Genomic DNA, 13,290 nt, shown 5'->3' with positions numbered 1-13,290 from the left:
GGGTTTTGTGCCCAACCAACTGAAGACCAGAAACACAGACGCATTTTAGGAAGCGTCTGACATCTATTTTTTGCCGCGCTTGGTAGCGTTTCCGGGTGTTTACGCCCGCTCAAGCACAATTTCGCTTGAGTGTTGCGTGGTTTCTCTCTCCCGTTTAAGGAAAAACGCATGTTCGCATCGGCCAATAGCGTGCAGTTCGAATTGTTGATCCCATCGGTTCGCAATGATTTCAAGGTACTGACGTTTGACGGCACGGAAGCCATCAGCACCTTGTACGCGATCCACATTGAACTGGTCAGCGAGTACCCCGACTTCGATCTCGAAAGCCTGCTCAGTCAGCCGGCGTTTCTACGCTTCGGATTGAACGGGGAAGGTATCCACGGGCGGATCGAAAATGTCCGGGACGGCGAGCCCGGCACACGTCTGACCCGTTATCACCTGACCCTGGTCCCGGCCCTGCACTACTTGCAGTTCAGCCACAACCAGCGGATTTTCCAGCAGCTGACCGTGCCGCAGATCATCGCTCAGGTGCTCCAGGGACATGGCATTCAAGCCGATGCCTATAGCTTTCATGTTCGCAACAGCCCCGTGCGCGAATACTGCACTCAATACTTCGAAAACGACTACCAGCTACTCCAAAGGCTGTGCAGTGAAGAAGGTATCGCCTGGCATCACCAGCACAGCCCGGACGGTCATCGGCTGGTGTTCACCGACGACCAGACCTTCTTTCCCAGACTGGGGGCAACCCCCTATCAGCAAGGCACCGGACAGGTGGCCGATGAGCCGGTTATCAGCCAGTTCTCCCAGCGCTTAAGTACCCGGACCACTACCGTCACCCGGCGCGACTACGACCTGAAAAGGCCAAGCCGGTTAGTGGAAAATCAGTGCATCGCCGAGTTCAAGCCGGCGCTTGAGGATTACCACTACCCCACGCCGATCGACACCGAAGAACGCGGCAAGCAGCTGGCCCGCCAGGCCCTGGAACGGCATCGCAGCGACTATCAGCTGGCCGAAGGTAAAAGCGATCAGCCGAACTTGCGCAGCGGTCATTTCTTTGACCTGCGCGAACACCCGCGCAAAGCCTGCAACGACTTGTGGCTCCTGCTCAGTGTGACCCACGAAGGCAAGCAGCCGCAGGTGCTGGAGGAGTCGGCCAGCAGCGAAAAACCGCCTAAAGACGGCTTCAGTCAAGGCTACCGCAACCGCTTCAGCGCCATCCCCTGGGACGTGTTCTACCGGCCACCGCTGGTCACCCGAAAATCCGTGCTGGTCAGCCAGACCGCTCGCGTTACCGGACCTGAAGGCGAAGAAATCTTCTGCGATGAGCATGGCCGGGTGAAAGTCGAGTTCCATTGGGACCGCGCCGAGCTGAACAGCGACAAGAGCAGTTGCTGGCTACGGGTTTCATCCAGCTGGGCCGGTGAGGGTTTTGGCGCGGTGACCATCCCGCGCATCGGCATGGAAGTGGTGGTGACCTACCTGGAAGGCAATCCCGACCAGCCGTTGATTACCGGCTGCGTGCCCAATATCCGCACGGCGGTGCCCTATCCCTTGCCCACGAACAAAACCAAAACCGTGTTGCGCAGCCGCAGTTCGCCGGCCGGTGGTGGCTACAACGAACTGTCGATCGAAGACCGGGCCGGGCAGGAAAAAATCTACCTGCGCGCCCAGCGCGACCTGGAGCAGAAGATCGAGAACGACAGCCAGCTGGAGGTCGGTAACGAACGCCGGGAAACCATCAAGGGCAACAGCGTCGTGATGCTGGAAGCCGAAGACCAGCGCACCGTGACGGCAGACCGCAAGGTCGAACTCAAGGCCAACGACTACCTGGAAGTCGCCGACAGCAGCCATACCCGCATCGGCCAAACGCTGGTGATCGAGGCCGGTCAGCAAGTGCACCTCAAGGCGGGCCACTCAATCGTGCTAGACGCTGGGGACAGCCTCAGCTTGAAAGGCGGTGGTCAGCATATCGTCGTAGGCCCGGGCGGCATCTTCAGCAGTAGCGAGATTCAAATCGGCGGCGCACCTGCGCCGGGAATCGCTGCTGCTCCGATATTACCCGGCATGCTTGAAGGGCTGCCATCAGCCGAGGCGCTCCCGCCAGGTATTGCTTTGTACGGCCCCATCAAACCCGGAATCCACAAACTCTGTGGCAAGCAAAGCAATGGTGTCTGTAGTCGAGGAGATTGTACATGCAAGAAGGATTGATCGAATTCATCAACCAGCCTCGGCAGAGCAGATTAGCGGCAACTTTACAGCCACTGCACTTCATTCTCGATCCGGCGCTGTATCCCGACCTGATAAAAGAGCTCACCGCACGTCAAGTGTACGCATTCGACTTCTTGCTCATCGACACTGACTTTGCCTCGCTGGCAAATACCGGGCCGATCTGGCTCAGCACGCACGCTGATAGCGCCATAGCCGAGTGGTGCATGCACCTTTGCCAGCACCACCATGCGGGCATAGTAATTGTGGCGAGCGACAGTGAACAGGCGCTCAAGCACGCGCGCTGGCTGTTGAAAGTCAATGACGGTTCCGGCGGTCAAAGTTGGCTGACCTACTATCAGCCCGCCTTGTGCGCGGCCCTGTTCGGGACCACTCAACCATCGTCGATAAATCTGTTGCTGGGCCCCTGGTCTGCGGTTTATGCCCCCTCCCCGCGTCATATTCAGGGCCTGTCGCCTGGCTGGTTGAGCTGGCAGACAGACCATCCCGCTCAGGCGCCGACAACTCCCCTCTTCAACTTGCCACCGTGCACCGAGCCGACCTACGTCACGCTGCGCTGGGTGTATTGGCTTGACCAGCAGCACGCAGCCTTTAACCAGCCGGATGTCGAACAACTCGCCCCATTGATCGACAACCTGAATCTGCTGCTCGAGCACCAGATCTACGAAAGCACTCATTTACTTCAGTTGGCGGATTTGATGGTGCGCACCGACCTTGCCACTCAACCCGCCGCCATGACCATTTTGCGCGGTGCTGACCCAGCCTTTGCCAAGGTTGAACACCTGCAAGCGCTGATGGGTATGCCTGACTCGAGGAAGAAACACAGCTCATGGAATTGATCATCCACACCGTCAAAGCAGGCGATACGCTCCATGACATCTCACAGCGATATGCTTGTAGCGTTGCGCAGTTGCGTCAGTTGAATCCATTCATCATCGATAGTATCCACCCGGGCTGGAACCTCAGGGTTCCGGTTCCAGGGGGTGGAACCGCGCCGGTCAGCGCAACATCTCCCTCCACAACCTACACCGAGCCTGAAAACCCGCCTGCGCCAGCGCCGCCCTCCAAGCCCCTGGAGCTGGACCCGCAGACCAAGTCCAAACCCTCCGCCAGCATCTGTTTTGCCCCACAGGAAAAGCTCGCCTGCTCTCCTGAATACGCCGACATCATTTACGCCACTCAAGAGAAAACCTTCTGGCTGCTGTCGGCTGAGGCAGCCAGCGCACTCAAGGAAGCCGCCTACAAACTGGATAACCTGATTGCCCCGGGCAAAAGCCCGGAGGAGCGCCAGAAAGGTCTGTATGCCTGCGATCTGCTGGATTATTTTCTCGAGCCCAAACTGGCCAACTTCCTCGAGGGTGAGCAGCAGGCAAGGATGCTCGCAATCGAGGCTGAGGAGCCGCTGATTGCCGACCCTCGTTATGCCATGGAGGCCAGGACAGCGGCTGAAGACAAACAGCGCGATATCGCCGCCAGAAGCGCTGGGCCCGTTGATCCATACGCGCGCGACACAGCGTGGGAAGACAACGAGCGGATGCTCGATAACCACAAGAAATTCCAGGCACTGAGAACGCTTCACCAGGAATGGAAACACCTGGCCAACCTCGCCCAGGCCCAGGCCAAACGTCAGGGATACGTGGTCGAGGGCGGCTCACTGTTTACCCCTGAAGCCCTCAAGGCCCGCGATATTGTGCAGGTTTACCTGAGCGAGCGTGCCAAGCTGCTGGACGACAAAGGGCAACTCAGCACCTTCTCGACCGATGAGGTGGCCAGGGTCCTGCAAGCCGCCAGCGAACACCGAAATCACCTGGAAAGCTGCTTGCTTGACTGTGACGCAGCGCTGATGAGCTACCACGCCCTGCAGAGCCAGGAGGCGGCAAAATTCGCCTACCCGAAGTACCTCGAGGCAATTCTCAACGCCGCCGACTATGGCATTGCCCTGCCAGAACTGGCGTTGTGCCAGGGCGCGGATCTGGATGCGGGGGTGCAAACTCTCAAGCACTACCTGGCGTTGCAGCTGCAACAAACCCGGATCAAGCAACGTCTGTTCGACAAGTACGGGGCCTGGATCAAGGCCAGCGGCGAAAACACCCAGGCGCCTGACAGCCTGGTGGCAGGCGAACGTAGCGCCTGGGCCGATCTGCAAACCCAGATGGAGGCCATTCACCAGCGGGCGCAAAGCAATGTCCTGGCGACCGTGCCCCGCCGCCATTTGCTCTGGGAGCCCGAGCAGTTCAAGCCCACGCCGGTAGAACGCCTGGTCAAACCTGACTTCCCGTTGCGGGAAATCAGCTGGCCAGCCAGCAGCTCACCGGTGCGCCATATCAGCTTGACGGTACTCAAGGCGCTAAAGGCGCAAAGCACAGTCAAATGGGGCGCAAACAGTACGGGCAAGTCCGCGAAAGACCGGGCCCACAGCGACTTTCATGACTGGCTCAAGTCCATGGGCGGCGTGCCTGTTGCCGACCAGGGTGAGTGGTTCGACAACGAGGGCGGTTTCGATGTCGAGCAGTTCCACCGCCGCCTGACCGAACAAGGCTACGCGGTCAAAACCCTGGCCAGTGCCGATCAGCGCGGCGCCTGGGGTGAACAACTGCGGCAGATGCTGTTCATGGCCGGAGCACAGCGCCAACTGCGTCTGTTCGACAGCAGCCCGCAAGCCCAGCTGATTCGTTGCCTGACCCCAACGATCAGCAATGTGCAACAAACCGTCAGTGCCAGCAGCAGCTTCTCCCCCAACGGCATAGGCGCCTCGGCACAGCTACAGGTTGAGGTAAACCTGGCCAAGGGTGAAGTCGAACTGTTCAAGCTCGACTGGCCTGAGCGCAGTGCGACCCAGGACATCAAGATTCAGTACCAGCGCTACGATGGCCAGGGCCTTGCCGAAATGAACATCGGGCGTTTTTCTTGCAACGTCGCTGCGCATGCCTGGGGCTTTGCCGGTGCGGCCATGCTCGCCTCAACCAGTATCGCCCTGACGCCCAGCAATACCCGCTATGGCGCCGGGCTCAGCGCCTTGCAGGATGCCAACGCACCGGCAGGCGTCCTCTCTGCTGCGCACACCCAGAAAAGCGCACCGGTACTTACCGGCAAGGCGGCTAATGTACAGATCGACGACGGCGCCACTGCCGCCTTTAACCTGTTTGCCGGTGTGCAGGCAGGCATTCGCCTGACCGGCGCACTGAACTGGGCGCCGCCGAAAGACCTGGTTGCGCTGCGCAGCGTGTCCTTGCAATCACCCCCCTCAAGTCGATGGCTCAGCCTCGCACGCCTGGAAGGCGAAGTCGCCGCTGCGGCGGGGGTCGGTGCGGCCGCAGCGTTCACCTTGTCTACCGACAAGGGACGGCTGATTCTGCGCCTCAAGGCCGCCTTGATCTTTGGCCCCGGCGCCAAGGGTACGTTTGCCTTTGAGGTGGGGTACGACGCCGTCTATGAACTGCTGAACCTGTTCCGACGCGAACTGCACAAAAACCACGGCCAGCCACTGGACTGGGTGGATGGCAGCGCGATGGACCTGTTCAGCAAAATGAACTTGCTGGGGATGGCCGGCCTGGATCCGGGCATGCTTTACCTGATGGGCTTCGACAAGATTGCTGAGCTTTGTGAGGCGCTGACTTCTGCGGGTAAGGGTGGGCCGATTGCGCACACCATTATGAACTACGACAACCCATCAGAGTTGGAACAATGGACCGTGGACGCCATCCCGGAAGCCTTGGGGCCAATGTTGATGACGTTAATTAGCGAGGCGAAAGCGTTTGACGTTGTTTCTTATGAAATCGATCTTATAACAGATGTATGGATAGAAGTTAAAACCCACTACACCGAACCACAGGCGTGGATGCTTCAGCAGAAAGCAGTCAACCGGCTATTGAATTGGATCGTTAGCAACGCCCAGGAAAAAGGCACACTGGATAGCGCCCAACTGCAGTTTGAAGAAGCGTGTATGCGAATGAGCCGCTTTGGCGCCAGATCGGAAACACCAGGCCAGTCGTATTGTACAAACAGGTTGGAAATGGACAACTTTATGGCAGAAGGTGTAGAGAGGTTGCATGAACGAAGGGGCGATGCAGTTCGCGCCGAATACAGGACCAACTCTGCGATGCTCGGCGCAAGCAAAGATAATTACTGCGAGCGCCGTCAATATTACGGCAGAGATTATATTCCAAGTGGCTTCGCAACATACATAGGACCGGGACAATGAGAGGCTTTAATCTATCACTAATAGTTACACTCCTGGGTCTATGCACAGTTTTTTCAGCATCTTCACTTGCAGCATTGTCGCCTGATCAACAGGCGGCAAAAGAGCGCGGCATCATGCTGTACAACCAATACAAGCCATCCGAAAAAGAGTTGCGTATTGCCGCTGAAGCTGGGGATGCGGAGGCGCAGTTTTATCTGGGAGAAAATCTTCGCCGCAAAAATCGCTACATGACAGCAGAAGCCAGAAATCTCCTTGAGGCCTCTGCGAGTCAAGGCAACCTCTATGCAATGATTCGCCTGGGCAACAGCGGCAGCGGACTGTGCAATATATTAGGAAATTGTCCGATAGGATTTAAAAGCCAAGAAGATTGGCTTCGGGAGGCACTGAAAATATCAAAGGAGAAAGCTGCGCAAGGAGATCCTGAGGGACTGTATATACTCTATAAAGTGACAGGGGACTTTGACTCATTGATAAAATCCGCTGAGTCAGGATTCCCATTTGCACAGTATTGGTTAGCAAGAAGATACTATAACGGCGACGGTTTCTTTTGGCTACCTTGGCGACGCAGCCAGGAAATTGAACGCTGGTACAAGGCTGCCGCTGAAAATGGCCACCCAGAAGCCATGGTCAGATACGCCGTTAGCGTTTATGAAAACCAAGGTGACATGGAGGTGGTGCGTCACTGGATAGAAGAAGCGGCAAAAACAGGTTATGAAAATGGTGTAGCGCACTTGGCGGGGGAATACGCGCACTCACCTAGCCATTTCAACTTTCCACTTGACTTAGTCAAAGCTTATGGGCTGACGTCATTATTATTAGTGCTCGATGGCGGCGGCGACACATTAAGATTTACAGAAAGAGAGCTTGTGAAAATATCATCCCAGATGACCCCCGAACAAATCGAGCAGGGTAAAGTTTTCGCACTGGAATGGCAGGCTGCCAACCCACGCCCTATTTCATTCTTCCCGATGATGCTTGATCCACTGGATTCGTTTTGATTGTTATAGGTCATATGAGGGTTACAAACCCTCAAGGAATAATGACGCCCGGCAACACCCACTACGGCGCCGGCAGGCGCCCTCTCTGCAGCGCATATAAATACATCGGGGAAGGAAAACAATGCGTCTCAGTAACCTTAGAACCCTATCACTGAAATCAATTGTATTCTTTGTTCTCTGCTTGAGTTTTCCAAAATGGTCATCTGCGACGTTGACACCTTCTCAGCAGGCAGCGAAAGAGCGCGGCATCATGCTGTACAACCAGTACAAACCTGCCGAAAAAGAGTTGCGCATTGCCGCTGAAGCCGGAGATGCGGAAGCGCAATTTTATTTGGGAGAAAATCTTCGTCACAAAAATCGCCATATGACAGCGGAAGCACAGAAATGGCTAGAGGCTTCCGCTAATCAGGGAAATCTCTACGCCATGGTTCGACTCTCTCAGAATGCTCATGGGCTATGTACGGTAATCGGAAACTGTGCCAATGGACAGAAAGGCCCTAAGGAATGGCTGGAAGAGGCCTATAAGCTAGCTAATGCTAAAGCCACGAAAGGTGATGCGGAGGCAATGTATATTCTCTATTGGATCACCGTTGACGACCTTCCATTTTTAGTTAAATCGGCCGAGGCCGGATTCCCGTTTGCTCAATATTGGCTGGCAAAAAGCTATGCGAATGGAAATGGCTTTTTTTGGCTACCCTGGCGGCGTAGCCAGGAAGTGGAGCGCTGGTACAAGGCTGCCGCTGAAAATGGCAATCCAAAAGCCATGATTGAGTACGCTATCATTGTTTATGAAGATCGCGGTGACATGGCCGTGGTGCGTCAGTGGATAGAAAAATCCGCAAAAACAGGTTATCAGAATGGCGTAGCACATTTGGCCGCGGAGTCCGCGCATCTGCGGACCTATTTTGAATTTCCCTTCGATTTGGTCAAAGCTTATGGGTTGACATCATTATTATTGGTGCTTGATGGCGGCGGCGACACATTAAGATTTGCAGAAAGAGATCTTGAAAAAATATCCGTCCAGATGACTCCCGAACAAATCGAACAAGGTAAAGCTTTCGCACTGGAATGGCAGGCCGCCAACCCACGACCTATTTCATTCTTCCCGATGATGCTTGACCCGTTGGACTCCTTTTGATTGCCCCGAGCGCAGTGCGGCCCAGGGCATCAAGATTCAGTACCAACGCTACGATGACCAGAGCCTTGCCGAAATGAACAGCAGGCGCTTTTTTCTTTCAACGTGCACCCAACGACAGCAAGGCCCTGAAGAATGGCTGGAAGCCTGATAACCGGCTTGCTTCAAGCCAGTTCGCTACGCAGCTGCCGGGCCGCGGCCACCATGTTCACCAACGCCGCCTCGGTCTCCGGCCAGGCCCGGGTCTTCAGGCCACAATCGGGGTTGACCCACAGACGCTCGGCCGGGATCCGCTTGACCGCCTTGCTCATCAACTTGACCATTTCCGCAGTGTCCGGCACGCGTGGCGAGTGGATGTCGTACACGCCCGGACCGATATCGTTGGGGTAGTCGAAGGCTTTGAAGGCCTCCAGCAGCTCCATGTCCGAACGCGAAGTCTCGATGGTGATGACGTCGGCATCCATCGCCGCGATGGCTTCGATCACGTCGTTGAACTCGCTGTAGCACATGTGCGTATGAATCTGGGTTTCATCCCGTACGCCACTGGAGCACAGGCGGAAGGCCTCCACCGCCCAGTCCAGGTACGCCTGCCATTGCGCCCGGCGCAGCGGCAGACCTTCACGGAACGCCGCTTCGTCGATCTGCACGATCTTGATGCCGGCCGCTTCCAGGTCCTGTACTTCGTCGCGAATGGCCAGGGCCAGTTGCTCGGCCTGGACCTTGCGCGACACGTCTTCACGGGGGAACGACCACATCAGCATGGTCACCGGGCCGGTCAGCATGCCCTTCATGACCTTGCTGGTCTGGCGCTGGGCATACTCGATCCAGGCCACGGTCATCGGCTGCGGACGGCTCAGGTCACCGTAAATGATCGCCGGTTTGACGCAACGCGAACCGTAGCTCTGGACCCAGCCGAAACGGGTGAAGCTGTAACCGTCTAACTGCTCGGCAAAGTATTCGACCATGTCGTTGCGCTCGGCTTCGCCGTGCACCAGCACATCCAGGCCAAGACGCTCCTGGATCTTCACGGCGTGGCGGATCTCGCTGTGCATCGCGTCGGTGTAGTCGTTGGCCGATAGCTTGCCTTGCTTGTAGGCCTGACGTGCCAGACGGATCGCCGAGGTTTGCGGGAACGAGCCAATGGTCGTGGTCGGGAAAGCCGGCAGCTGCAAGCGCTGACGCTGGGCTTCGATACGTTGGGCAAAAGCCGACTGGCGCCGGCTATCGGCGGCGGTAACCGCGGCCAGACGCGCCTGCACTTCTGGCTTGTGGATACGCGGCGACTGGCTGCGGCTGTGCTGCACGGCGCGGCTGGTGGCCAGGGCGTTCTGTACGCCTGGCAGGTGAGGCGCCTCCAGGGCCTTGGCCAGCACGGCAATTTCTTCACACTTCTGCACGGCGAAGGCCAGCCAGCTTTTCAGTTCGGCATCGAGCTTGTCTTCTCGCGCCAGGTCCACCGGGCTGTGCAGCAACGAGCAGGAACCGGCAACCCAGAGGTTGGCGCCGAAGCGCTGTCTGGCCTGCTGCAATTGCTCCAGCGCCTTGTCCAGGTCACAGCGCCAGACGTTGCGGCCGTTGACCACGCCCAGCGACAGCACTTTGTAAGTCGGCAGACGGTCGAGTACCGTCGGCAACTGCTCCGCAGCCCGAACCAGGTCGATGTGCAGACCATCCACCGGCAGGCCGACGGCCAGGCCGAGGTTGTCTTCCAGGCCGCTGAAGTAGGTTGCCACCAGCTTCTTCAACGGCGAGTACTGCAGGATGTGATAGGCGCGTTCGAAAGCGTTCTTCCAGTCTTGTGGCAAATCCAGGCCGAGGATCGGCTCATCGATCTGCACCCACTCCACGCCCTGGCGCGCCAGGCGGCTGAGGATTTCGCCGTAGACCGGCAACAGACGCTCCAGCAGGTCGAGTTTGTCGAAGTCGCCGCCTTTGGCCTTGCCCAGCCACAGGTAGGTCAATGGCCCGATCAGCACCGGTTTGACCGCGTGGCCGAGGGCCTGTGCTTCGGCAACTTCGTCGAACAGTTGTTCCCAGCTGAGCAAAAAGCGTTGGTCGGCGCTGAACTCAGGCACCAGGTAGTGATAGTTGGTGTCGAACCACTTGGTCAGCGCCTGGGCATATTGCGCCTGGCCGTGCTCGCCACCGCAGCAGCTGGTGGTGGCACCGCGGGCCATGGCAAACAAAGTGTCGAGGGTCGGCAAGCCATTGCTGCCCAGGGTCTTGGCGAAGCGCTCGGGAATCGCACCGAACGCCAGCGAGTGGCTCAGAACCTGGTCGTACCAGGCAAAGTCACCGACCGGCAGCAACTCGATGCCGGCATCCTTTTGCAGTTGCCAGTGACGGGCACGCAGCTCACGCCCCACCGCCTGCAAACCGGCCTGGTCGATATCGCCCTTCCAGTAGGCTTCTTGCGCTTTCTTCAGCTCGCGGTCAGCGCCAATGCGCGGAAAACCAAGGTTGTGGGCCAATGCCATGACAGTCGTGCTCCCTGTAAAAGATGGCGCTATTGTCGACAGACAGGGCAACATGAGACAAACTCAATAAATTCGTGTTGATCTCAAAATTTACTCATGGAGCACCCGGTGCTGGAAATTCGCCACCTGAAAACCCTGCACGCCCTGCGCGAAGCCGACAGCCTGGTAGAAGCCGCTGAACGGCTGCACCTGACCCAGTCGGCCCTGTCCCACCAGTTCAAAGAGCTGGAAGAGCGCCTGGGAATGCAGCTGTTCATGCGCAAGACCAAACCGCTCCGTTTCACCAGCGCCGGCCTGCGTTTGCTGCAACTGGCCGATGCCACCTTGCCCTTGCTGCGCGGTGCCGAACGCGACATCGCGCGTCTGGCCGGTGGTACCGCCGGGCGCCTGCACATGGCCATCGAATGCCACAGTTGCTTCCAGTGGCTGATGCCGACCATCGACCAGTTCCGCGACGCCTGGCCGGAGGTCGAGCTCGACCTGGCCTCGGGCTTTGCCTTTGCCCCGTTGCCGGCGCTGGCCCGCGGTGACCTGGACCTGGTGGTGACTTCCGACCCGCTGGAGCTGGCGGGCCTGACCTATGTCCCGCTGTTCACCTACGAAGCCATGCTCGCGGTGGCCAACCAGCACCCGTTGGCCAGCAAGCCCTACATCGTGCCCGACGACCTGGCCTGCGAGACGCTGATCACCTACCCGGTGGAACGGGATCGCCTGGATATCTTCACCCGCTTCCTCGAACCTGCCGATGTGGAACCGGCGCAGGTACGCACGGCGGAACTGACGGTGATGATGATGCAGCTGGTGGCCAGCGGCCGCGGCGTCTGTGGCATGCCGCACTGGGCACTGCACGAGTACAGCTCGCGTGGTTACGTGAAGGGCAAGCGCCTGGGCGAGAAAGGTCTGTTTGCCACACTGTACGCGGCGGTGCGCACCGATATGCTCGATGCGCCGTATATGCGTGATTTTCTGCTGACGGCCAAGGACACCTCGTTCTCCACCCTTGACGGTGTCAGCGCGGTGCGTTGAGCCTTACGCCAGCTTGCGCTGTTCCTGCACCAGGCGCAGCGCAAGGCCCGCCAGGACAAAACCCATCACATAGCGCTGCACCATCAGCCACAACGGGTAGCGAACGAACCAGGCAGAGAGTGCGGCGGCGAACAAGGCGATCAACAGGTTCACCGAGAAGCTCACGGTGATCTGGGTCAGCCCCAGCATCAGACTCTGCGCCAGCAGCGAGCCATGCTCCGGGGAGATGAACTGCGGCAGGATCGACAGGTAGAACATTGCTACCTTGGGGTTCAGTACACTGGTCAGAAAGCCCATCATCACCAGCTTGGCGGGGGAATCCGGGGTCAACTCGCGGGCTTCAAACGGCGACCGTGCTCCAGGCTTGACCGCTTGCCAGGCCATCCACAGCAGGTAGGCGGCGCCTGCCCACTTGAGCAGGTCATAGCCCAGTGGCACGGCCATGAACAAGGCGGTCAACCCCACCGCCGCAGCCGTCATGTGTACCAGGAAACCGGCGACCACACCCAGCAGCGAAGTGATCCCGGCCATGCGGCCCTGGCAGATCGAACGTGAAATCAGATAGATCATGTTGGGCCCCGGGGTCAGGACCATCAACAACGCGGCACCGATGAACAGCAGCCATTCGTGAGCGGGGATCATTGGCATTCCTTTGCAAATGGAAGATCAGGCGGGTTGGCTAGTCAAGCGCCGGTACAGGGGCAGGATCAAGTCCCGGGTCAGCGGCGCCAGCTCAAGCGTCAGTTGCTTGCGGGCCGAGACCCAGACCACTTCTTCGATCTCTGCGCCAGGCTCGACGGGCATCGAAGTGTGCACCTGAAACAGCTCGGCCTGGACTTCATAACCCGGCTCGTTGGCTGCCGGGGCGCTGAACTGACCGAGGTAGTCGGCGTCTTGCGGATCGATCTGCAGGCCCAGCTCTTCGAACAGCTCACGGGCCAGGGCGCTGACCGGTTGCTCATCGGCCTCGATCTTGCCGCCAGGCTGCATGAAGGCCTGGGTGCCGCGTTTGCGGACCAGCAGGGTGCGGCCTTGCGGGTCGAGCAGGAGCGCGGCGGCGATGCGGATGATTTTACTCATGGGGGACTCGTGACTGGAAAAGCGCGTAAGGATCACATGTTGTCGATGGCCTTACAATCGCATCGCTGGCAAGGCCAGCTCCCACAAGGTTCGGTTCAGCCAGTCTGACGAATGTACCTTGCCAGTTGCTGCAGTTAGCCGCATAAA

9 protein-coding genes are annotated in these 13,290 nt (G+C 58.3%); 6 read left to right on the top strand and 3 right to left on the bottom strand.

Annotation, left to right across the window (positions count from 1 at the left end; all coding sequences use genetic code 11):
• Positions 1 to 168 precede the first annotated feature (168 nt).
• From NPS47_RS13615 to NPS47_RS13595, 5 genes are all read left to right on the top strand, one after another.
• Positions 169 to 2,208, top strand: coding sequence for a type VI secretion system tip protein VgrG (locus tag NPS47_RS13615; RefSeq protein WP_274295433.1), 2,040 nt, complete (start codon positions 169 to 171; stop codon positions 2,206 to 2,208).
• Complete coding sequence (locus NPS47_RS13610; protein WP_274295432.1) at positions 2,193 to 3,065, top strand: DUF4123 domain-containing protein; 873 nt, start codon at positions 2,193 to 2,195, stop codon at positions 3,063 to 3,065. The genes NPS47_RS13615 and NPS47_RS13610 overlap by 16 nt, the downstream gene beginning before the upstream one ends.
• Complete coding sequence (locus NPS47_RS13605) at positions 3,056 to 6,427, top strand: LysM peptidoglycan-binding domain-containing protein (protein WP_274295431.1); 3,372 nt, start codon at positions 3,056 to 3,058, stop codon at positions 6,425 to 6,427. Before NPS47_RS13610 ends, NPS47_RS13605 begins: the two co-directional genes overlap by 10 nt.
• Positions 6,424 to 7,425 carry a tetratricopeptide repeat protein gene (locus NPS47_RS13600; RefSeq protein WP_274295430.1) on the top strand — a complete coding sequence of 334 codons (1,002 nt, stop codon included), beginning with the start codon at positions 6,424 to 6,426 and terminating at the stop codon, positions 7,423 to 7,425. Before NPS47_RS13605 ends, NPS47_RS13600 begins: the two co-directional genes overlap by 4 nt.
• Positions 7,426 to 7,546: 121 nt before the next feature.
• Complete coding sequence (locus NPS47_RS13595) at positions 7,547 to 8,563, top strand: tetratricopeptide repeat protein (protein ID WP_274295429.1); 1,017 nt, start codon at positions 7,547 to 7,549, stop codon at positions 8,561 to 8,563.
• Positions 8,564 to 8,724: 161 nt separating this feature from the next.
• Here the strand turns inward: NPS47_RS13595 and metE are convergent, their stop codons facing one another.
• Positions 8,725 to 11,037, bottom strand: coding sequence for a 5-methyltetrahydropteroyltriglutamate--homocysteine S-methyltransferase (gene metE / locus NPS47_RS13590; RefSeq protein ID WP_274295428.1), 2,313 nt, complete (start codon positions 11,035 to 11,037; stop codon positions 8,725 to 8,727).
• 108 nt (positions 11,038 to 11,145) lie between these two features.
• On the opposite strand from metE, the gene metR reads away from it, so the two are divergent.
• The gene (gene metR, locus NPS47_RS13585; RefSeq protein ID WP_274295427.1) at positions 11,146 to 12,063 is read left to right on the top strand and encodes a transcriptional regulator MetR; all 918 of its coding nucleotides are present in this window, start codon (positions 11,146 to 11,148) and stop codon (positions 12,061 to 12,063) included.
• 3 nt (positions 12,064 to 12,066) lie between these two features.
• On the opposite strand, the gene NPS47_RS13580 is transcribed toward metR, so the two are convergent.
• Together NPS47_RS13580 and NPS47_RS13575 are read right to left on the bottom strand one after the other, a co-directional pair.
• Positions 12,067 to 12,705: a LysE family translocator gene (locus NPS47_RS13580; RefSeq protein WP_274295426.1), complete on the bottom strand. Its 639-nt coding sequence runs from the start codon at positions 12,703 to 12,705 to the stop codon at positions 12,067 to 12,069.
• Positions 12,706 to 12,729: 24 nt separating this feature from the next.
• A complete protein-coding gene (locus NPS47_RS13575; RefSeq protein ID WP_274295425.1) occupies positions 12,730 to 13,143 on the bottom strand; it encodes an NUDIX hydrolase in 414 nt (137 codons plus the stop codon).
• Between the last annotated feature and the right edge of the window lie 147 nt (positions 13,144 to 13,290).

The organism is Pseudomonas putida (assembly GCF_028682475.1).
GTDB lineage: Bacteria > Pseudomonadota > Gammaproteobacteria > Pseudomonadales > Pseudomonadaceae > Aquipseudomonas > Aquipseudomonas putida_AG.
This window is presented reverse-complemented; position numbering and strand designations above follow the sequence as displayed.

What these genes read in the sequence shown, in the direction of transcription:
- NPS47_RS13615 (WP_274295433.1), top strand. Translation starts at nt 169, where the DNA reads ATGTTCGCATCGGCCAATAGCGTGCAGTTCGAATTGTTGATCCCATCG.
- NPS47_RS13610 (WP_274295432.1), top strand. Translation starts at nt 2,193, where the DNA reads ATGCAAGAAGGATTGATCGAATTCATCAACCAGCCTCGGCAGAGCAGA.
- NPS47_RS13605 (WP_274295431.1), top strand. Translation starts at nt 3,056, where the DNA reads ATGGAATTGATCATCCACACCGTCAAAGCAGGCGATACGCTCCATGAC.
- NPS47_RS13600 (WP_274295430.1), top strand. Translation starts at nt 6,424, where the DNA reads ATGAGAGGCTTTAATCTATCACTAATAGTTACACTCCTGGGTCTATGC.
- NPS47_RS13595 (WP_274295429.1), top strand. Translation starts at nt 7,547, where the DNA reads ATGCGTCTCAGTAACCTTAGAACCCTATCACTGAAATCAATTGTATTC.
- metE (WP_274295428.1), bottom strand. Translation starts at nt 11,037, where the DNA reads ATGGCATTGGCCCACAACCTTGGTTTTCCGCGCATTGGCGCTGACCGC.
- NPS47_RS13580 (WP_274295426.1), bottom strand. Translation starts at nt 12,705, where the DNA reads ATGATCCCCGCTCACGAATGGCTGCTGTTCATCGGTGCCGCGTTGTTG.
- NPS47_RS13575 (WP_274295425.1), bottom strand. Translation starts at nt 13,143, where the DNA reads ATGAGTAAAATCATCCGCATCGCCGCCGCGCTCCTGCTCGACCCGCAA.